This window comes from Micromonospora sp. Llam0 (genome assembly GCF_003751085.1).
Classification (GTDB): domain Bacteria; phylum Actinomycetota; class Actinomycetes; order Mycobacteriales; family Micromonosporaceae; genus Micromonospora_E.
The window spans coordinates 3,330,700-3,350,408 of the sequence record NZ_RJJY01000001.1; the positions used below are offsets into that span (position 1 = coordinate 3,330,700).

Here is a 19,709-nt window from a genome sequence, read left to right on the forward strand (position 1 = left end):
GTGACCCTGTGACGTGGTGGCCGCCGGACGTTCCCGTCCGGCGGCCACTTCTGTTCAGTGCGAGTTGACGGTGGCGAGCAGCCGGGCGAGGGGCTGCGGCAGGGTGTTCCGGGCGACGGCCGCCTCGACGAGCAGCCGGGCGTAGCGCGATTTCCGGCGCGAGCCGCTGCCCATGAACCGGCGCAGCTGCGCTGCGGGTGGCCGGCCGCGCCAGGCGGGCTGACCCTGCAACGTCCGGAACGACCCGAGGTCGCCCTGCGAGTCCAGGACGGTCTTCACCGTCTCGACTCCCAGGGCACGGATCAGTTCGTCCTCCAGGTCGTCGACGCAGACGAAGAACCCGAGCTCGGCGAGGTCGGCCTGAGTCAGTGGCACGCCGACCCCGGCGGCGGCCAGTCCCCGCCGGACGATGTCCACCTCGGCCAGGTCGCACAGCCCGGCGAGCCGCACCTGTGGGTGCAGTGATCCGAGGCTGACCAGGAACCGGCCGATCGCGTGTGCTCCACCGATCGGCACGACCGCCACCCGTTCCGCGTCGAGGTCCCGACCGCGACCCGCTGCGGCCGTCTCCACCGCGATCTGGTCGCTGACGCCCTCGACGAGCACCAGGACGACGGCACGGTCGATCTTCGTCAGGGCGCGGGCGGTCGCCTGGACCGGGGCGTCGGGTCCGCTCGCGTAGCCGTCGAGCACCCGGCGGGCAAGCGCACGGCGACGGGCGGCATCCATCGGCCGTTCGCCCGTCGCCATGACGGCCATCGTCGGTGACGCCCGACCCGGCCGGCAACTGGATATCGACGCCTGCCCCTCAGGTCACCACATCGCCGTACATCTATTGACAAACAGTGTTAACAGTAAGACTCTTCTCGGAGAGCGCTCTCTCACCGTCCGACCGCCGTCCGATCCCGACCAGAGGAGTCCCTCGTGGTTGTCCGAAGAAAGCTGCTGGCCGTCGCAGCCGCCCTGCTCACCGCCGTCCCGACCGGCCTCGTCGCCGCCACGCCCGCCCAGGCCGTCGGCCCGGCACTGCTGCCGGTCACCGTCACCAACAGCACCGGCCGGGCCGGATCCGTCCACCTGTACGTGATCGGCGTGCAGCTCTCCTCCGGCCGCCTCGGGTACGTCAACCAGGCCGGCACGTTCATCCCCTGGTCCGGCGGGCAGATCCCACCGTCACCCGCCCCCGACGCCTCGATCGCCGGACCGGCCAACGGCGCCAGCGCGACGATCCGCTTCCCGCGCGGCTTCTCCGGCCGGGTCTACTTCTCCTTCGGCGAGAAACTGAAGTTCTTCCTCACGCCGACCGGCCTGGTGCAGCCCGCTCCCTGGGCCGGCGGCGACCCCAACCGCGACATCCTGTTCGACTGGAGCGAGTTCACCTACCACGACGCCGGCCTGTGGCTCAACAGCTCCCAGGTGGACATGTTCGCGGTGCCGCACGCGGTCACCGTGACCGGTGCCAACGGCGTCACCAAGCGGACCGGCGACGTCGTCGCGGGCGGCCGCAACGCGATCATCAACGGCGTCCGCGCCCAGTCCGGCTGGGCCAACACCGCGCAGACCCGGGGCGACGGCACCGTGCTGCGGGTGCTCGCACCGGGCAAGGCGGCCGGCGCCGGCCTGTTCAGCCCCACCTACCTGGACTCCTACATCACCTCGGCGTGGAACGCGTACACCAACCGGACGCTCACCGTCGTACCGTTCGGCGACCGCCCCGACATCCGCTACTTCGGCCGGACCTCGGGCCGGGTGATGACCTTCACCAACAGCGCCGGCCAGGTCGTCGCCTCGTTCAACCGACCCTCGTCGGCGAGCGTGTGGGGCTGCGACGGTGACCTGCCCGCCCCCAACGACCAGGTGGTCGGGCCGATCTCCCGTACGCTGTGCGCCGCGCTGAACCGGGGCACCCTCGGCGCCATCCACACCCAGCCCAGCACCAACGCCGCCGACTTCTACCGCAGCAACCCCACCAACCAGTACGCCCGGATCATCCACGCCAACATGCGCGACGGGAAGGCGTACGCGTTCGCCTTCGACGACGTCGGCGCGTTCGAGTCCCTCGTCCACGACGGCGACCCCCGCGCCGCCGGAATGGTACTCAGCCCGTTCTGACCGGCCCTTCCTCACCTCGGTACGGGTGCGCCGGCACGCCACCGGCGCACCCGTCCGGGCCGACGCCGTCGACGGGTCGTCGTGATCCACTGCGCGGCTTGATCCACTGCGCGCCATCGACACGACACGCCGACGGCATGTCCGACCACGCGCATCCGAAAATCTCACTTGTATCGTGGAGGCCTACCGTGAGGATCCGCGTCGCCGGGTACGTCATCCGGACCACCGCCAGCGGTGCGCAGCTCCTGGTCTTCGACCAGATCGATCACCCCGACGCCGGCACTCAGGTGCCTGCTGGAGGCGTTGAGCCCGACGAGGAGCTGTACGACGCGGTACTGCGCGAAGTCGCCGAGGAAACCGGCCTGGTCGACATCACCGTGATCCGCGAAATCGGAACGGAGGACAAGCCGCACCCCGAGACCGCTCAGCCCCGCCGCACCACCTACTTTCATCTGCAGGCCCCCACGCACACACCCGATGCCTGGCACCACACGGCGACGGGTTCCGGGGTGGACAGTGAGTTGCGGGTTGCCTGCCGCTTCGTTCCGCTACCGCTGCTGTCTCACCTGGCCGACGACCAAGACGCCCTACTCGGCAGCATCGACCACCAATGGATGACCCGATCGACCCTGCCCAGCGTCTAGCCCAGGTGACCAAGCCGGTTGAGCTCTGTCTGAAGGCCCGGCAAACACAGCTACGTCCACTATCGTGACTCGCTGTGGACCACGTCGAGGTCGAGGTCACCGTAGAGCTGGTCCGAGGGCTGCTCCGCGATCAGTGTCCCGACCTCGCCGACCGGCCGGTCCGGCTGGGCGCGCGGGGCTGGGACAACCAGATGTGGCGCCTCGGTGACGATCTCGCCGTCCGGCTGCCGTGGGCAACCGGGTCGGCGGACGCGCTGCTGTACAAGGAGTACGCCTGGCTGCCCGGCTTGGCACCGCACCTCCCGTTGCCGGTCCCCGTACCGCAGCGACTCGGCGAGCCGTCCGCACTGCTCCCCCGCCCGTGGCTCGTCACCATCTGGGTCCTGGGTACCCCCGCCGACCGTGCCCCGGTCACCCGAGCCCGCGAGGCAGCTCAGTCCCTGGCGGCGTTCCTGACCGCGCTGCACCGGCCCGCTCCCGACGGCGCCCCCACGGGCAGCGGCAGCGGCCGGGGCGGGCCGTTGACCGACCACGCCGATCGGTTCACTCGCGGACTCGCCGAGGTCACCGGGCGCGGGCTGGTCGACGACCCGGACGCCGTCCACGCTGTCTGGCGAGACGTGGTCAGCGCACCCGGATGGTCAGGCCCGGCGCGGTGGCTGCACGCCGACCTGCATCCGGCCAACGTCCTCACCGCCGACGGCACCATCTGCGGTGTCATCGATTTCGGTGACCTCTGCGTGGGCGATCCGGCGTACGACCTCGCCGCCGGGTGGATGCTACTTCCGGACGACACCATCGACCACTTCTACGCGGCGTACCAGCCGATTCTGGACGCCGCGACGAAGCGCCGCGCTCGTGGCTGGGCGGTGGCCCGCGCCCTCGGCGGCATCCTGATCGGCGACGCCGGGGTCCACGGCCGCCCCGGCGGCAAGCCGACCTGGGGTCCACCGGCTCACGCCGCGCTACGACGCCTCATCGCCACGATCGACTGACCGCAGGTCAATCCTGGCGCAGCAGGGCGTAGGCGATGGCGCGGTCGGGCGCGCTGTGCCACGCCGTGGCACCGGACCCGGACTCCCAGAGCAGGTCCTGCAGGACGCGACCGAGCGTCCAACCGACCGCCCGTTGCCGGTCGACGCCCAGCACCTCGGTCATCAGGTCGAAGCGTCGCCGGACCCCGCGCGGCACATCGCCGGCGGCGATCACGTCGTCCCAGCGGTTGTGCAGGGCGGGAAGCAGCTCGAAGCAGGGATCTCCGGCGAGTGGCTTCGGGTCGATCGCCAGCCACGGCTCCCGACCGTCGGACGCGGGCGGGTCGGCCCGGGACGCGAGGACGTTGTCGTAGTGCAGATCCCAGTGCAGCAGCCGGTCACCGGCCTCCGGCAACAGCTCCTCGACGGCCGCCGCGCACCGCCGGATCAACGGATGGTCGGCTGCCGGTAGCCGTATCAGCGCCTGCGGCACCCGGTCGAGCATGCCGGCGGCCATGTCGGCCAGGCGGCGTACGTCGGGCGGGGCAGCCACCGAGGTCAGCCGGGCGAGCAGCTGACTGAGAATCCGTAGCGCGGCCAGGTCGTCGGGGACGACCGCGAGGGTACGGTCGGCGTCGAGTCGTTCCAGCAGCATCGCGCCGGAGCGCGCGTCGTGCCGTAGGAGTCGGACCGCGCCGTCGCCGCCCCAGGCACGCAGCGCCGCCGGCTCGCCGACGGTCTCCTCGTCGATCGGCTGCAGCTTCAGCATCGCCGGTGGCCCGTCGGCCTGCAGGACGGGTAGCAGCAGGGCGATCGCGCCGCAGCTCGCCGGCCCGTCGGAGCGGAGCCCCCACCGGTCCATGATGGCCGTGGCCAATGGCGGCAGCGCCGCTATCCAGGCCCGCCCGGCTTCGCCGAAGTAGGTGGCGTGGGATGCCGCCAGCTCCGCCGGGATCTCCAGGCCAGCGCCGCTGGCGGTCACGCTCACCGCCGGTCAGCGGGGGTCGGCGGCCTTGAGGGTGGTGAGGAAGCCGGTCCAGGCGGCCTGGTCGAAGGCGAGCGCCGGGCCGCTGCGGTCCTTGGAGTCGCGTACGCCGATGGTGTCTGTGCTGAGGCGGACCTCGACGCAGGCGGCGTTGTTCGCGCTGCGGGAGGACGTGAACCAGCCGCGTGCGGGGGTGTGTTCCGTCATGTCATCTCCTGGGCCACCTGGCGGATCAGGGCGAGGGACTCGTCGAAGCTTAACGCCCGCTCCAGGGTTTCCCCGAAGGTGATCGTGTAGTCGGCGACCCGGGTGGACTGGTCGATGATGTCGCTGGAGGTCAGCACCTCCTGCCAGACCAGGTCCGGCACCCGGGTCGACGGGAACGACAGGATCTGGAACGGCGCACCGAGCGCCGGGTACGCGCCGGCCGAGAACGGGACGATGTGGATCTGGAACTGCTCCGGCTGCCGGGTCATCAGGTCGGCCAGGTGGTCGAGCTGGGCGCGCATCACCGCCGGGCCGCCGACCTGCTGGCGGATCGTGCCCTCGCCGAAGATCGCGGTGATCCGCAGCGGCGGGTCCTCGGCGAGCCGGCGCTGCCGGGCCATCCGTACCTCGATGCGCTGCTCGGTCTCGGTCAGTCGGACGTAGGTGTTGCCGCCGCGCAGGATCGCGCGGGCATACGCCTCGGTCTGCAGCAGGCCGTCGATCAGCTCGCTCTGGTAGGTGCGGACGTGGTCGGCACCGGCCTCGTAGCCGAGGAAGCGCAGGAACTCGGCGGGAAAGAGCTGCTTGTACGTGTGCCACCAGGCGCGGGCCATCGCACCGACCCGCAGCGCTTCCAGCTCGGCGGCCTCCTGGTCGTCGATCTCGTAGATCTTGACGAGTTGGGCGAGTCGGTCGGCGGGGAGTTTGACCTTGCCGATCTCCACTCCGGAGACGTACGCCTGGGTGATGCCGCTGCTGCGGCCGACGCCGACGGCGGTCATGCCGAGCTCCTCGCGGCGCTCGCGCAGCCGGATGCCGAGCTCCATGGCCTGCACGGTGGGCGACATGGCGGGGTTGGCGGGTGCCTTGCGGGTCCTCGGTGCACGTGCCATCGATGGTCTCCCTCGCGATTGGATGGTGATTTGCACATCACACCAGGTGATCATGAACGACACAAGGGGTTGATATAAGCGAGTTTTAGCGCGATGCTTGCTCCATGAACACCGGACAGTTGATCAAGGAGGACACAGTGGCCGGAGAACTGGCGTGGGTGGACGGTGAGCAGCCCGAACGGCACGGATTCTCGCTGTGCCGAGTGGTCGACCCCGGCACCGCCGACGAGCGCTACGACCTGCTCGGCGTTATCGAGGTCCCGCTGGACCCGCGCCACCCCGACCGCGTCGCCGACCAGCTCCACTCGTGGGCGGTCGCCACCCTGCGGACCGGCGGGTACGGCTTCGGCAGCTACCTCGCCGAGCTGACCGGCCTCGACTGCAACGGCGAACCGTGGCACCACATCCGGAACGAGCACATCAGCTGGTCCGGCACCACCGTGCTGGTGCCCGCCCCGACTGATCTCACGCCGCACGGGACGACGCCACCTTCCGCGTGAGAAACGGTAGCGGGAGAATGGAGTCCGCGACGAAGGGATTTCGCCATGGATGAGGATCGGGAGCGGACAGCACCGTCGGCGGACGACGAATTCGATCGGCTGCGGCGCGCCAGGTTCGGCGAGCTACCGGCCCGGGTGGCACCGGAGGACATGTTCGGCGCGGTCGAGGCCGATCCCGGCCATGATGAGCCGGGTCAGCCTCAGGTGCGCCGGGAGTGGGGTTAGGCGCCGGTCAGGACTCGCCGCGTCGGGCGCGGACCGCCGCGAGCGCCTCGGCGAGGATCGCCTCGGCGTCGGCGTCGCTGCGACGCTCCTTGACGTACGCCAGGTGCGACTTGTACGGCTCGGTCCGTGGCCGGGCCGGCGGGTTGTGCCGGTCCTGCCCGGCGGGCAGCCCACAGCGTGGGCACTCCCAGGTCTCCGGGGCCGCCGCGTCCACGGCGAGGCTGATCTCCACCGCGTGCGCATTGGCGCACCAGTAGGTGGTCTGTCGGCGGGGTGCGGGCTCGGCCCGCTCGGTGGGCCGGGCCGCGCTGGCACCGACCCGGCTGCCCCGGATCGTGTTTGCACTCGCCATGTTTGTCGCTCCTGTCGTCGGGGAGGGGGTGTCACCACCGGCACGAGGCGGTGGTGCGACGCCGGTGAAGCGGGCGTACCGAAAAGAAATGCGCGGCCCGTATCAACGGGCCGCGCGAAATCTTACGACGGAATGCGACGGATCACACACCCGCACTCATCGCGACCTTCAGCCACAGGCCGAGGCCGACGATGCAGGCGAACCACACGATGCCGGTCAGCACGGTGTAGCGGTCGAGGTTCTTCTCGGCCACCGAGGATCCGGCCAGGCTGGTGCTCACGCCACCACCGAACATGCTGGACATGCCGCCACCCTTGCCCTTGTGCAGCAGGATCAGCATGGTGAGTATGACGCTCGTGATCACCAGCAAGACGATCAATACGTAGGCGAACTCGATCGGCATGGCAGTGGTCAGTCCTCTCATCACGGTCGCCGGCTCGCGAAGCGGGGCGAACCGGACAAACCCGAGTGGGCCGGCACCCGGGCCACCCCAGGATAGCGGGCCGGCTCGATCCATGCCGACCGGCTCCGACGGTCTCCGCGGCCACCCACCCGTATGGTCCGCCGCGAGAAGGGTAGCCGACCGGATGAGACGACAGGGACAGCCCGCCGAACGGATCCGGGGCCGGCCCACCGGCGTCGGCCGGACGTCGGACCGGGCAGCCGAACAGGTCAGCGACGACCTGCGCCTCGCCGACACACCGACACTACGGCGACGGCGGTGGTCGGCCGGGCTGACCCTGCTCGCGGTCGGCGCCTACGCGGTGGTCGCGACCTACCAGTACGGCCTGGTGCGACACCTGCCGGAGCCGGCGCTGCCCTGGCTGGACGCCGACCGGGTGGACGCCAGCGGCGAAGCGTACGCCGCTGGACACACCCCGGACACCGCGCTCGCGCTGGCCAACGCCGGCGTCACCCTCGCCCTGATCGGGACGGGCGACGCTGACCGGGCGACCCACCAACCGTGGCGGTCACTGCTCGCCACCGGCAAGGCGACCGGTGACGCGGCCGCCGGGGCCTGGCTGTTCGCCGAGCAGCTCAGCCGGCACCGCCGGATCTGCGGCTGGTGCACCCTGGCCGCCGCCGCCACGACCGTGGCGGCGGCGCTCACCGTACCGGAAGCCACCCAGGCGTGGCGCCACCTCCGTGGCCGCCCGGAATGACGGCCCGGCAGCGGCGCACCCGCCGGGTCGTGGTCGTCGGTGGCGGCCACAACGGCCTGGTCGCCGCCTGCTACCTGGCCCGCAGCGGCTGGCAGACGCAGGTGCTGGAGCAGTCCGACAAGCTGGGCGGCGGCGCCCGGACCGAGGAACTGCTGCCGGGCCACCGCTTCAACACCCACTCCGCCGCGCACAACATCATCAACGCCACCGACATCGTCGAGGACCTGCGGCTGCGGGACGCCGGGCTGGTCTACCGCGAAATGGACCCGTTCTCCGTCGCGGCGTTCCGCGACGGCACGATCGTCCGGTTCCACCGCAGCGTCGCGGCCACCGTCGAGTCGATCGCCGAGGTCGACCGGCGGGCCGCGCGACGGTACGCGGCCTGGATGCGCCAGGCGTGGCCGGTCGTCTCCGCGATGCGGACCATGCTGGACCCCGGCACCGGCGTGACGCAGCGACTGCGGCGAATGCCGGGCCTGGTCGCGGCGGGTGGCCGGGCGTTGGCCCGCAACGGCGGGCCGGTCGGGCTGGCCCGTACCCTGCTGGCACCGTACGGGCGGGTGCTGCGGGAACAGTTCGACACCGAGCTGGTCCGGGCGCCGGTGGCGGCGTTCGCCGCGCACGCCTCCGCGTCACCACAGCAGGTCGGCGGGGCCACCTTCGCGTTGTGGCAGGCGTTCTACCACCAGGTCGGTCAGTGGCATCCGGTCGGCGGGTCGCAGGCGTTGACCGACGCGCTCGCCACCCGGCTGGCCAGCTACGGCGGCAGTTGGCGGGTGAACACGCCGGTGGCCCGGATCCTGCGCACCGGCACCGGCACCGACCGGGTCGCCGGGGTCGAGCTGGCCGACGGTACCCGGATCGCCGCCGACGCGGTGCTCACCGCCATCGACCCGCGCAGCGCCCTGCTCGACCTGCTGGATCCGCCGCTGACCGGCCCGGTCGCCGACCGGCTGCGGGCCGCCGGGCGCGGCAACGCCGTACAGAGCCTGGTCCTGCTGGCCACCACCGGGTTGCCCGGCTACCCGCAGGCCCGGCCCGGCGACTGGAACGGACTGCAGTCGTACGTGGACAGCCTCGACTCGCTGTCCGCAGGGTTCGCCCAGGCCGAAGCCCGTCACCTGCCGGACGATCCGGTGCCGACGTACGCGTTCACGCCGACCGCGCTCGACGACAGCCTCGCGCCGCCCGGCCGGCACACCGTCTACCTGGCCTGCCCCTGCGCCCCGTACGAGGTGCGGGGCGGATGGGACGCCGCCCGGGAGGAGTTCGCCGACCGGATGGTCGCCACCGTCGAGGCCCGGGCACCCGGGTTCGCCGCCAGTGTCGTCGACCGGGTGACGCACACCCCGGCCGACATGGCCCGGCAACTGCGCTGGCCGGGCGCGCACCCGATGCACCTGGATATCAGCCTGGACCAGCTGGCGATGCTGCGCCCGACCCCGGACCTGGCCGGCCACCGCACCCCGCTGACCGGGCTGGTGGTGTCCGGGGCGGGCACCGCCCCGGTCGGCGGCATCGCCGGACTGCCGGGCCGCGACGCGGCGTACGCGTTGATCACCCGGCCGCCCGCGCGGGGCGGGCCCGCCGGCCGCCGATGGCCGTGACGAACTGGGCGGCGGCCAGCTGGATCCCGTACGACCAGGTGGGGTAGGCGTGGGTGGCCTGGGCGAGGCGGCCGGCGAACATGCCGGTGGCCATCGCCAGCGCCGGTTCATGGATCATCTCGCCGGCCCGGCCGGCGACGACGGTGGCCCCGAGGATCCGGCCGCCGCCGAGGTTGCCCAGCAGCCGGCGCGGCCCGGCGACCAGGGTGACGAACCCGTCGGTGGCGCCGGCGGTCACCGCCCGGTCCATCTCCGTCATCGGCAGGTACGCCACCCGGCCGCCCCGGCCGACCGACTGCGCCTCGGTCAGCCCGACCCGGGCCACCTCCGGGTCGGTGAAGACCACCCACGGCGTGGCGGTTGGGTCGTAGCGCTGCCGCCGACGCGACAGCGCGTTGCCGGCGGCGATCCGTCCCATGGCGAACGCGGCGTGGGTGAACGGCATCCGGCCGGTGACGTCGCCGGCGGCGTACCCGCCGGGCGCGGTCGTGGCCAGGTGGGCGTCGGTGACCACGTACCCCCGGTCGTCGACGGCGATCCCGGCGGCCGGCAGGTCGAGCCCGTCGGTGGTCGGCCCGCGGCCGGTCGCGACCAGCAGCCGGTCGGCGTGGACCCGGCTGCCGTCGGCCAGCCGCAGCGTCACCCCGCCGGTGGTAGTGGCCGCTTCGACGACCTGCGCGCCCAGGCACAAGGTGATCCCTTCGTGGGCGAACACGTCGGCGATCACCGCCGAGACCGCCGGCTCGTGGCCGGGCAGCAGCCGGCCGGCGGTCTCGACGACGGTCACCCGGGTACCGACGGGACCGCCGGGGCGGCTCCGGTGCCGTCGACGTCGATCCGGACCGGCGCGACGAACCGGGCCCGGCCACGGCGTACCTCGATGCCCTCGGCCCGCAGGGCGGCGGCGTCCTCGGTGGCGGCGATCCGCGCGATCACCGATCGCATCCGTCGTACGGCGTCGTCGAACGCCAGCCCTCGGGCGGCCGCCTCGATCAGCGTCTTCGACGGGACGCAGCCGGTGAACGTGCAGTCGCCGCCGGGCGGCCCGTCGGTGACCAGCAACACCCGGGCACCGGCTCCGGCGGCGGCGCGGGCCGCGCCGAGACCGGCGGCACCGCCACCGATCACCACCAGGTCGTGTCCGCCGGTCACGGTCTGACCGCCACCAGCAGGCCGTAGCCGATGATCTGCTCGGCGATCGCCGCGCGGGCGGCGGCCAGCACCGCCGGTGCCCGGGCGAAGTCCAGCCCGGCCGCCTCGGCCCGGTCGCGGGCGGTCATCCGGACCAGCGTCAGCCGGGCCTCGATCTGGTCGAGCATGGCGGCGACCGCGGCGTCGTGGCGTTCGGTGTACGTCACCCGCAGCCCGGCTGCGGCCAGCAGCTCGGCGTACTCGGCCAGCGGACGGGCGTCGGCGACGCAGGCGATCCAGCCGCCGAGCCCGGCGAGTTCGGCCGGCAGCCGGGCCTGGTCGACGGTGACGTCGGTGAGGCCGAGCCGCCCGCCGGGCCGCAGCACCCGGGCGAACTCGGCGGCGGCGGTGACCTTGTCGGGGAAGGTGCAGAAGGCGCATTCGCAGACCACCGCGTCGAACGCCGCGTCGGGCACCGGCAGCCGCTCGGCGTCGCCGAGCCGGAACCGCACCGAGCCGCAGGCGCCGGCCGTCCCGGTCGCAGTGCCCGCCTGCGTCGCGGCGGACACGTTGGCCGCCGACAGGTCGACGCCGGTGACGTCGGCTTTGTACGACCGGGCCAGCAGCAGCGCGGTGGCGCCGCGCCCGCTTGCCACGTCGAGCACGGCCGCGCCGGGCCGCAACGCGAGCCGGTCGGCGAGCCGCCGGGTCAACGCCAGACCGCCCGGGTGGTACGACTCGCCGAGCAGCAACGCGACGACGTCGGAGCCGTACGCGGCGGCGCAGCACGCCTTCGCATCAGTCGTTGCGTCAGTCTCCGCGTCGGCGGAGACAGTGGGACCGTCCACCGGCCAGGCCCGGCCGGTCACCGGACCCGCCGGCCGACGTTGGTGGTGTCCGGGGCGATCCGACCGGTGCCGGCACGTCCACCGGGCCGGGCCACTTTCGATCCGTACGGTGAATCGGTGAGCACCGGCTGCAGCGGCAGCGCGTTGGGCACCACGTCGGCCACCGCGACACCGGACAGCTGCTCGCGGACCTGTTCCCGGTAGCCGACCGAGTTGTACGCGCAGAACGGAATCATCCGCCCGTCCGGGGTGATCTCCTCGACGCAGCATTTCATCAGCTGTTTGACGTTGAGCGTGTACGGGTCCTGGAAGTCCTGAATGACGATCATGAAAGCCCGGTCGGTGATGTCGGCGATCGCCGCCGGCAGGTTGATCCCGCAGGCGTCGGCGCAGTCCAGCGCCGTCGCGGCGGCCGCCAACTGCTCGCTGGTGGTGCCGGTGCCCATGAACGCCGACGCCGACCACAGCTTCTCCAACGCCTCGCGGATCGCCAGGTCCGGCAGCACCCGGTTGGCGACGTAGTCGAGGTAGTCGGCGACGTTGAGCAGCCGCGGGATCGGCACCACCCCGAAGCCGGGTTCGCCGGGGGTGCCCTCACTCAGCAGGTAGGTGATGGACCGGCAGGTCGGGAAGCAGCACGGCACCGGGAAGAAGTCCGACGCGGTGAACCAGTCGGGGCGCTGCGCCACGATGCCGTGGATGATGTCGGAGTTGGTCAGCCGGTGCAACGGGTCGAACTCGACGTGCCGTCCGGCGTGGGTGACCGGCTGAAACGACACCGACCGTACGGCGGGGTGCGTCAGCCCGTACTCGATGATCGCGCCGAGTTCGTGGTCGTTGAGCCCGCGCTCCACGGCGGCGACCAGGGTGACGGTCAGTCCGGCGTCGGCGCAGTTGTCCAACGCCCGCCGCTTGATCTCGCGCAGGTCGCGGCCGCGGATCTCCCGGTGGGTACGCTCGTCGAAGCCGTCGAACTGCAGGTAGATGTTGATCGCCCGGTCCGGGCTGTGCCGCCGGCCGAGTTCGGCGACGAACCGCCGGTCGGAGGCGAGCCGGATGCCGTTGGTGTTGAGGTTGACCGCCTTGATCGGGCGGGCCTGCGCGGCGTCGACGAACTCCAGGATCTGCTTGTGGATGGTGGGTTCCCCGCCGGAGAACATCACCACCTCGGGTTCGCCCTCGGCGGCGACGAGCGTGTCGAGCATCCGTTCGCACTGGTCGAGGGTGATCGAGTAGCCGTCGGGTTGGTGGCCCGAGTCGGCGAAGCAGATCGGGCAGTCCAGGTTGCAGCCGGTGTTGACCTCGATGATGCCGAGGCAGGCATGCTGTTTGTGCTCGGGGCAGAGCCCGCAGTCGCTGGGGCAGCCGTCGACCACGTCGGTCTGGAACGCCAGCGGGATCGTGCCGGGCTTGTTGAACCGGGCCGAGTCCAGGTACATCTGCGCGTCGCCGTAGACCAACGCCTCGAACTGCCCGTGCTCGCGGCAGCGTTTGCGCAGGAAGACCTTGTCGTCGCGGATGTTTACCTGAGCGTCGACGACGACCTTGCACACCGGGCAGATCGACTTGGTGTACTCGATGAAGATTTCGTCGCGATCCTGTTTGGCGGTCATCCAGCTCCTCGGCGGCGCGGTGGAACCCCAGGGCGACCAGTCCACCATCACCGACCGTGGCCCGGCAAGCACCGAAGCCGCAGGCCGCAGGCCGCAGCCGGCAACGGGCGACGGGCAACGGACGACAGCATGATGCCGCAGAGGCGTGATCGTGCCTCTGCGGCATCAGGGCCCGCGACGGTACACGTGTCGCGGCCGGAACCTCGACGGTGCCGACCGGTCAGCGCTTGACGTGCTCCGGGAACCGGGCGATCTGGGCGAACTCGTCGGCGTCCAGGCTGGCGCCGCCGATCAACGCGCCGTCGACGTCGACCTCGGCCATGATCGCGGCGATGTTCGCCGCCTTGACCGAACCGCCGTACAGGATCCGGGTCTGGTCGGCGGTGGCCTGGTCGTACGACTCGGCCAGCCGGGCCCGGATCGCCCCGCACACCTCCTGCGCGTCGGCCGGGGTGGCGGTCTTGCCGGTGCCGATCGCCCAGACCGGCTCGTACGCGATGACGACCTTGACCACCTGCTCGGCGGTCAACCCGGCCAACGCGGCGTCGACCTGGTCGCGGCAGTGCGCGACGTGGCCGCCGGCCTCCCGCACGTCCAGACCTTCACCGACGCACAGGATCGGGGTGATCCCGTTGGCCAGCGCGGCGGCCACCTTGGCCTTGACCACCGCGTCGTCCTCGTTGTGGTACGCCCGCCGCTCCGAGTGGCCGACGGTGACGTACTGGCAGCCCAGCTTCGCCAGCATCGCCCCGGAGATGTCACCGGTGTAGGCGCCGGAGGCGTGCGGCGACAGGTCCTGCGCGCCGTATCCGATCACCAGCTTGTCGCCGTCGATCAGCGTCTGCACGCTGCGCAGCGCGGTGAACGGCGGCAGCACCGCCACCTCGACGTCGGTCAGCTGCTGCTCGTTCAGGCTGAACGCCAGCTTCTGGACCAGCGCGATGGCTTCCAGGTGGTTGAGGTTCATCTTCCAGTTGCCGGCCATCAGCGGCCGGCGGGCAACGGTCTCAGGCACTGCTCTCACTTCTCCAGGGCGGCGATGCCGGGCAGGGTCTTGCCCTCCAGGTACTCCAGCGAGGCGCCCCCGCCGGTCGAGATGTGCCCGAAGGCGGACTCGTCGAGGCCGAGGGTGCGCACCGCGGCCGCCGAGTCACCGCCGCCGACGACGGTGAAGCCGTCGACCTTGGTGATCGCCTCGGCGACACCCCGGGTGCCGGCGGCGAACGGCGCCAGCTCGAACACGCCCATCGGGCCGTTCCAGAACACCGTCCGCGCCCCGGCGAGGGCCTCGGCGAACGCGGCGACGCTGCGCGGGCCGATGTCCAGGCCGAGCCGGTCGGCCGGGATCGCGGCGGCGTCGACCACGTCGTGGTCGGCGTCGGCGGCGAACGCGGTGGCGGCCACCACGTCCACCGGCAGCACGATCTTGCCGGCACCCCGCTCCAGCAGCTCGCGGCAGGTGTCGACCATCTCGGTCTCCAGCAGCGACTTGCCGACCTCGTGGCCCTGGGCCTTGAGGAAGGTGAAGCACATGCCGCCGCCGACCAGCAGCTTGTCGACGGTCGGCAGCAGCGCCTCGATGACGGCGAGCTTGTCGGAGACCTTCGACCCGCCGAGCACCACCACGTACGGCCGCTCCGGTGCGCCGGTCAGCTTGCCGAGCACCTCGACCTCGCGGTGCACCAGCTTGCCGGCGACGTGCGGCAGCCGCGCCGGCACGTCGTACACGCTGGCGTGCTTGCGGTGCACGGCGCCGAACGCGTCGTCGACGTACGCGTCGGCGAACGCCGCCAGCTGGTCGGCGAAGGCACCCCGCTCGTCGGCGTCCTTGCTGGTCTCCCCCGGGTTGAACCGCAGGTTCTCCAGCAGTGCGACCTGCCCGCCGGTCAGGCCGGCGACGGTGGCCTGCGCCGAGGCACCGACGGTGTCGGTGGCGAACGCGACCGGCGTGCCGAGCAGTTCGCCGAGCCGGGCGGCGACCGGGGCCAGGGTGTACTTCGGGTCCGGGGCGCCCTTGGGCCGGCCCAGGTGGGAGCAGACCACCACGGCCGCGCCGGCGTCACGCAGCGCGGTCAGGGTGGGCAGCACCGCCCGGATCCGGCCGTCGTCGGCGATGACCCCCGGGTTGTCCTTCTCGAACGGGACGTTCAGGTCGGCGCGCAGCAGCACGCGCCGACCCGACACACCCTCGGCGAGAAGGTCGTCGAGAGTGGTTACCTGGCTCACAGGGACGCGCCCACCAGCTTGACCAGGTCCACCAGGCGGTTGGAGTAGCCCCACTCGTTGTCGTACCAGCCGACGACCTTGACCTGGTCGCCGATCACCTTGGTCAGGCCGGCGTCGAAGACGCACGACGCCGGGTCGGTGACGATGTCGGCCGACACGATCGGGTCCTCGGTGTAGGTGAGGACGCCGGCCAGCGGGCCCTGCGCGGCGGCCTTGACCGCGGCGTTGACCTCTTCGACGGTGGTCTCCCGGCCGACGGTGACGGTCAGGTCGGTGGCCGAGCCGGTCGGGATCGGCACCCGCAGCGCGTAGCCGTCCAGCTTGCCCTTGAGCTCCGGCAGCACCAGGCCGATCGCCTTGGCGGCGCCGGTCGAGGTCGGCACGATGTTCAGCGCCGCGGCGCGGGCCCGGCGCAGGTCGGAGTGCGGGCCGTCCTGCAGGTTCTGGTCCTGGGTGTACGCGTGGATGGTGGTCATCAGGCCACGCTCGATGCCGAACGTGTCCTGCAGCACCTTCGCCATCGGGGCGAGGCAGTTGGTGGTGCAGGAGGCGTTCGAGATGATCGTGTGCTTCGCCGGGTCGTACTGGCCGTCGTTGACGCCGAGCACGACGGTGAAGTCCTCGTTCTTGGCCGGAGCCGAGATGATCACCTTCTTGGCGCCGCCGTCGACGTGCGCCTTGGCCTTGGTGGCGTCGGTGAAGAAGCCGGTCGACTCGATCACCACGTCGGCGCCGAGCTCACCCCACGGCAGCTTGGCCGGGTCGCGCTCGGCGAGCGCCTTGATGGTCTGCCCGCCGACGGTGATCTCGTCGCCGCTGGCCTTCACCTCGTGCGGCAGCCGGCCCAGGATGCTGTCGTACTTGAGCAGGTGCGCGGTGGTCGCGGTGTCGCCCAGGTCGTTGAACGCGACGATCTGGATGTCCGCGCCGGAGGCGAGCACCGCCCGCGTGAAGTTACGGCCGATACGGCCGAAGCCGTTGATGCCAACCCGGATGGTCACAGGTCCCATCTCCTTGCTTCTCGCCCGTCCGGGCCGGAGCCGGACGGATTGGTGTGCGCCGACCGCGTGGCGGGCCGGGCGCCGATCAGATGATCCGGCTGGTCACGCCGCAGCCATACGTGGCTCGGGCGGGACACCCGAGGCGGTGGTCGCGGCGGGAGAGCCGGGTGCCGGCCCCGTCGCCGTACACTGCGACCCTATCCGAGAAGCCCGTGCCGTGTTGCGCCGGGGCGTCCGGTCACCCTGGTTCACAACTGGTGTTCACCCGACGAGCATCTCCGCCGTCACCGCATCCTCGGTGTCCGGAATGCCGAGATCGCGGGCCCGCTTGTCGGCCAGCGCCAACAGCCGCCGGATCCGCCCGGCGATCGCGTCCTTGGTCAGCGGTGGATCGGCCAGGGCGCCCAGCTCCTCCAGCGACGCCTGGCGGTGCTCCAGCCGCAGCCGGCCCGCCGACGTCAGATGCCGCGGCGCGTCGTCGGCGAGGATCTCCAACGCCCGGGTCACCCGGGCGGCGGCGGCCACCGCAGCCCGGGCCGAGCGGCGCAGGTTGGCGTCGTCGAAGTTGGCCAGCCGGTTCGCGGTCGCCCGCACCTCCCGGCGTACCCGCCGCTCCTCCCAGGTCAACACGCTGGAGTGCGCACCGATCCGGGTGAGCAGCGCGGCGATCGCGTCACCGTCCTTGACCACCACCCGGTCGACGCCACGCACCTCGCGCGCCTTGGCGGCGATCCCCAGCCGCCGGGCGGCACCGACCAGCGCCAGCGCCGACTCCGGCCCCGGGCAGGTGATCTCCAACGCGCTGGACCGGCCCGGCTCGGTCAACGACCCGTGCGACATGAACGCGCCCCGCCAGGCCGACACGGCGCAGCAGACGTTCGCCGACACCAGGTGCGGGGGCAGGCCACGCACCGGTCGGCCCCGAACGTCCAGCAGGCCGGTCTGCCGGGCCAACGCCTCACCGTCCTTGACCACCCGGATGATGAAGTGGTTGCCCTTGCGCAGCCCGCTCGGGCTCAGCACGTGGATCTCGCTCGAGTAGCCGTAGACGTCGGCCACCTCCCGGCGCAGCCGCCGGGCGACCGCGTTGGTGTCCAGCTCGGCTTCGACGACGACCCGGCCGGCGACGATGTGCAGCCCGCCGGAGAAGCGCAGCAACGCGGCCATCTCGGCGCGACGGCAGCACGGCTTGGGCACGTCGACCCGGCTCAGCTCGTCCTTGACGGCAGCGGTCATCGCCATAGTCATTCACCTCACGGGGGCCGGTTAGACGGCGGGTACCGATACGTACGTGCTTAACGAGCGGACCCCAGGACAGGCACCAGGGCGGCACCCAACGCGACGGGATCGTGCCGGGGGCTGCCGTCGGCGACCGCCAACGGGGCGAGCGTCAAACGCGCACCCAGCGATTCTGCCGCACGCGCCGCCGGGTCGGGATCGCCGACCGCCGTACCGTCGGCGAGCACCGTGTCGACCTGCAGCTGCGGCAGGTACCAGCTGAGCGCGGCGAGGTGGTCGGCGACCGACAGGCCGAGGGTCTCCTTCTCCGCCGCCAGGTTCAGGGTGACCAGCCGGCGGGCCGGGCTGGCGACGATCGCGGCGGCCAGGTCCGGCACCAGCAGATGCGGGATGACGCTGGTGTACCAGCTGCCCGGCCCGAAGATCAGCCAGTCGGCGTCGCGTACCGCCGCCAGCACCGGCCGGCAGGCGGCCGGCGCTTTCGGCTGCAGCCGCACCGACTCGACCCGGCCCCGGGTGACCGCCACCGCGTGCTGGCCCCGGACGGTGACCACGTCGGTCGGTCGACGCGGGTCGCCGCCGCGCACGTCGGCTTCGATCGACACCGGCTCGCAGGACATCGGCAGCACCCGGCCGGTCACGCCGAGCAGCCGGCCGACGTGGTCGAGGGCGGCGACCGGGTCGCCGAGCAGCTCCATCAGCCCGCAGAGCACCAGGTTGCCGACCGCGTGCCCGGTGAGCGGGTCGGGACGGTCGGTGGCCGGTGCCTCCCCCGGCACCGGCACGAACCGATGCTGGAACAACTCGGCGGTCAACTGGTCGGCCGGTGCCGGCCCGGCCAGCGCGGCGAGCGCCTGGCGCAGGTCGCCGGGGGGCAGCGCGCCCCGGTCGGCCCGCAGCCGACCACTCGACCCACCGTCGTCACCGACCGTGACCACCGCGGTGAGGTCCAACGCCAGCTCGGCACCGGCGTGGCGCAGGCCACGCAGTGAGGCGGCCAGCCCGTGCCCGCCACCGAAGGCCACCACCCGCAGTACGCTCACTCGCGCCCCAGGTCACGGTGCTGGGCGTTGACCGACAGCCGGGCCTGACGCAGCCGTACGGCGAGCTCCTCGGCGATCGCCACGCTGCGGTGCTGGCCGCCGGTGCAGCCGACCGCCACGGTCAGATAGCGTTTGCCCTCCCGCTCGAACCCGGCGGTGGTGGCGTTGACCAGCTCGGCGTAGTTGCGGACGAAGTCGTCGGCGCCTTCCTGGCTGAGCACGTACCCGCTGACCGACGCCTCCCGGCCGGTGTACTCGCGCAGGTCCGGGACCCAGTACGGGTTGGGCAGGAACCGCGCGTCGATGACGAAGTCGGCGTCCGGCGGCAGCCCGTACTTGAAGCCGAACGACAGCACGGTGATCCGCAGCCGGCGGGCGTCCTCGCCGCCGAACAGCTCCTCGACCCGGCGCCGGAGCTGGTTCTCGTTCAGATGGCTGGTGTCGATGATCACATCGGCCTGGTCGCGGGCCTCGGCGAGCAGGTCCCGCTCGGCGGCGATGCCGTCGGCCAGCCGGCCGTCACCCTGCAGCGGATGCGAGCGCCGGACACTTTCGAACCGGCGGATCAGCACGTCGGCGGCGGCGTCGACGAAGACCACCTGGGGCTGGTAGCCGCGCTCCTTGAGGGCGCGGATCGCGCCGACCAGGTCGGTGGAGAAGGCGCGGCTACGCACGTCCAGCACCATCGCGGTCCGCCGGGCCGCCCCACCGGCCCGCATCGCCAGCTCGGCCATGTCGAGCAGCAGCGCCTGCGGCAGGTTGTCCACCACGTAGTAGCCGACGTTCTCCAGGGCCCGGGCCACCGTGCTGCGTCCGCCCCCGGACACCCCGGTCACGACGACCAGCCGGGCCTCGTTCTGGTCGGCCGAGGTGCCGGTCGGTTCGCCGTCGTGCACGGCGCTGCTGGCCAGGTCGTCGACCGAGGCCACGGCCGGTGTGTCGTCGG

23 protein-coding genes are annotated in these 19,709 nt (G+C 72.1%); 7 read left to right on the forward strand and 16 right to left on the reverse strand.

Annotation, left to right across the window (positions count from 1 at the left end):
• Nucleotides 1-54 precede the first annotated feature (54 nt).
• Entirely contained in the window at nucleotides 55-750 is a 696-nt protein-coding gene (locus tag EDC02_RS14460; RefSeq protein ID WP_233605918.1) for a TOPRIM nucleotidyl transferase/hydrolase domain-containing protein, read from the reverse strand.
• Nucleotides 751-924: 174 nt separating this feature from the next.
• On the opposite strand from EDC02_RS14460, the gene EDC02_RS14465 reads away from it, so the two are divergent.
• The 3 genes from EDC02_RS14465 (at nucleotide 925) to EDC02_RS14475 (ending at nucleotide 3,751) form a co-directional block, all read left to right on the forward strand.
• Nucleotides 925-2,112, forward strand: a complete 1,188-nt coding sequence (locus tag EDC02_RS14465; protein ID WP_233605919.1) for a beta-1,3-glucanase family protein — start codon at nucleotides 925-927, stop codon at nucleotides 2,110-2,112.
• Nucleotides 2,113-2,300: 188 nt separating this feature from the next.
• On the forward strand, nucleotides 2,301-2,756 hold the full coding sequence (locus EDC02_RS14470) for an NUDIX domain-containing protein (protein ID WP_199757635.1): 456 nt from the start codon (nucleotides 2,301-2,303) through the stop codon (nucleotides 2,754-2,756).
• Nucleotides 2,757-2,830: 74 nt separating this feature from the next.
• Entirely contained in the window at nucleotides 2,831-3,751 is a 921-nt protein-coding gene (locus EDC02_RS14475; RefSeq protein ID WP_123602416.1) for an aminoglycoside phosphotransferase family protein, read from the forward strand.
• Between the two features lie 7 nt (nucleotides 3,752-3,758).
• Here the strand turns inward: EDC02_RS14475 and EDC02_RS14480 are convergent, their stop codons facing one another.
• From EDC02_RS14480 to EDC02_RS14490, 3 genes are read right to left on the reverse strand one after another with little or no spacing between them, the layout of a single operon-like run.
• Nucleotides 3,759-4,712, reverse strand: a complete 954-nt coding sequence (locus EDC02_RS14480; protein ID WP_370461536.1) for an aminoglycoside phosphotransferase family protein — start codon at nucleotides 4,710-4,712, stop codon at nucleotides 3,759-3,761.
• Between the two features lie 12 nt (nucleotides 4,713-4,724).
• Nucleotides 4,725-4,922, reverse strand: coding sequence for a DUF397 domain-containing protein (locus EDC02_RS14485; RefSeq protein ID WP_123602417.1), 198 nt, complete (start codon nucleotides 4,920-4,922; stop codon nucleotides 4,725-4,727).
• The gene (locus EDC02_RS14490) at nucleotides 4,919-5,815 is read right to left on the reverse strand and encodes a helix-turn-helix transcriptional regulator (protein WP_199757637.1); all 897 of its coding nucleotides are present in this window, start codon (nucleotides 5,813-5,815) and stop codon (nucleotides 4,919-4,921) included. Before EDC02_RS14490 ends, EDC02_RS14485 begins: the two co-directional genes overlap by 4 nt.
• A 104-nt stretch (nucleotides 5,816-5,919) precedes the next feature.
• Between EDC02_RS14490 and EDC02_RS14495 the strand changes: the two genes are divergently transcribed.
• Nucleotides 5,920-6,315 carry a hypothetical protein gene (locus EDC02_RS14495; protein WP_123602419.1) on the forward strand — a complete coding sequence of 132 codons (396 nt, stop codon included), beginning with the start codon at nucleotides 5,920-5,922 and terminating at the stop codon, nucleotides 6,313-6,315.
• A 45-nt stretch (nucleotides 6,316-6,360) separates the two neighbouring features.
• Nucleotides 6,361-6,540 (forward strand): hypothetical protein, encoded by a 180-nt coding sequence (locus EDC02_RS14500; protein WP_123602420.1) that lies wholly within the window; start codon nucleotides 6,361-6,363, stop codon nucleotides 6,538-6,540.
• 7 nt (nucleotides 6,541-6,547) lie between these two features.
• On the opposite strand, the gene EDC02_RS14505 is transcribed toward EDC02_RS14500, so the two are convergent.
• Together EDC02_RS14505 and secG are read right to left on the reverse strand one after the other, a co-directional pair.
• Complete coding sequence (locus tag EDC02_RS14505; RefSeq protein WP_123602421.1) at nucleotides 6,548-6,892, reverse strand: RNA polymerase-binding protein RbpA; 345 nt, start codon at nucleotides 6,890-6,892, stop codon at nucleotides 6,548-6,550.
• 142 nt (nucleotides 6,893-7,034) lie between these two features.
• On the reverse strand, nucleotides 7,035-7,295 hold the full coding sequence (gene secG / locus EDC02_RS14510; RefSeq protein WP_123602422.1) for a preprotein translocase subunit SecG: 261 nt from the start codon (nucleotides 7,293-7,295) through the stop codon (nucleotides 7,035-7,037).
• 184 nt (nucleotides 7,296-7,479) lie between these two features.
• On the opposite strand from secG, the gene EDC02_RS14515 reads away from it, so the two are divergent.
• Together EDC02_RS14515 and EDC02_RS14520 are read left to right on the forward strand one after the other, a co-directional pair.
• Entirely contained in the window at nucleotides 7,480-8,055 is a 576-nt protein-coding gene (locus tag EDC02_RS14515; RefSeq protein WP_158632196.1) for a vitamin K epoxide reductase family protein, read from the forward strand.
• A complete protein-coding gene (locus EDC02_RS14520) occupies nucleotides 8,052-9,662 on the forward strand; it encodes an NAD(P)/FAD-dependent oxidoreductase (RefSeq protein WP_123602424.1) in 1,611 nt (536 codons plus the stop codon). Before EDC02_RS14515 ends, EDC02_RS14520 begins: the two co-directional genes overlap by 4 nt.
• Here EDC02_RS14520 and EDC02_RS14525 read toward each other — a convergent pair.
• The 10 genes from EDC02_RS14525 to rapZ form a co-directional block, all read right to left on the reverse strand.
• A complete protein-coding gene (locus EDC02_RS14525; RefSeq protein WP_233605920.1) occupies nucleotides 9,613-10,449 on the reverse strand; it encodes an FAD-dependent oxidoreductase in 837 nt (278 codons plus the stop codon). The genes EDC02_RS14520 and EDC02_RS14525 overlap by 50 nt on opposite strands.
• A complete protein-coding gene (locus EDC02_RS41615; protein WP_233605921.1) occupies nucleotides 10,446-10,814 on the reverse strand; it encodes an FAD-dependent oxidoreductase in 369 nt (122 codons plus the stop codon). The genes EDC02_RS14525 and EDC02_RS41615 overlap by 4 nt, the downstream gene beginning before the upstream one ends.
• Nucleotides 10,811-11,641, reverse strand: a complete 831-nt coding sequence (locus EDC02_RS14530) for a class I SAM-dependent methyltransferase (protein ID WP_123604791.1) — start codon at nucleotides 11,639-11,641, stop codon at nucleotides 10,811-10,813. Before EDC02_RS14530 ends, EDC02_RS41615 begins: the two co-directional genes overlap by 4 nt.
• Before the next feature lie 17 nt (nucleotides 11,642-11,658).
• Nucleotides 11,659-13,254 (reverse strand): radical SAM protein, encoded by a 1,596-nt coding sequence (locus EDC02_RS14535; RefSeq protein ID WP_123604790.1) that lies wholly within the window; start codon nucleotides 13,252-13,254, stop codon nucleotides 11,659-11,661.
• Nucleotides 13,255-13,474: 220 nt separating this feature from the next.
• Nucleotides 13,475-14,239: a triose-phosphate isomerase gene (gene tpiA / locus EDC02_RS14540; protein ID WP_123602425.1), complete on the reverse strand. Its 765-nt coding sequence runs from the start codon at nucleotides 14,237-14,239 to the stop codon at nucleotides 13,475-13,477.
• A 35-nt stretch (nucleotides 14,240-14,274) separates the two neighbouring features.
• The gene (gene pgk, locus EDC02_RS14545; protein WP_123602426.1) at nucleotides 14,275-15,480 is read right to left on the reverse strand and encodes a phosphoglycerate kinase; all 1,206 of its coding nucleotides are present in this window, start codon (nucleotides 15,478-15,480) and stop codon (nucleotides 14,275-14,277) included.
• Nucleotides 15,477-16,481 (reverse strand): type I glyceraldehyde-3-phosphate dehydrogenase, encoded by a 1,005-nt coding sequence (gene gap, locus EDC02_RS14550; protein WP_123602427.1) that lies wholly within the window; start codon nucleotides 16,479-16,481, stop codon nucleotides 15,477-15,479. The genes pgk and gap overlap by 4 nt, the downstream gene beginning before the upstream one ends.
• 261 nt (nucleotides 16,482-16,742) lie before the next feature.
• Entirely contained in the window at nucleotides 16,743-17,723 is a 981-nt protein-coding gene (whiA, locus tag EDC02_RS14555; protein WP_123602428.1) for a DNA-binding protein WhiA, read from the reverse strand.
• Nucleotides 17,724-17,776: 53 nt separating this feature from the next.
• Nucleotides 17,777-18,763 carry a uridine diphosphate-N-acetylglucosamine-binding protein YvcK gene (gene yvcK, locus EDC02_RS14560; protein WP_123602429.1) on the reverse strand — a complete coding sequence of 329 codons (987 nt, stop codon included), beginning with the start codon at nucleotides 18,761-18,763 and terminating at the stop codon, nucleotides 17,777-17,779.
• Nucleotides 18,760-19,659, reverse strand: a complete 900-nt coding sequence (gene rapZ, locus EDC02_RS14565) for an RNase adapter RapZ (protein WP_123604792.1) — start codon at nucleotides 19,657-19,659, stop codon at nucleotides 18,760-18,762. Before rapZ ends, yvcK begins: the two co-directional genes overlap by 4 nt.
• Nucleotides 19,660-19,709 lie beyond the last annotated feature (50 nt).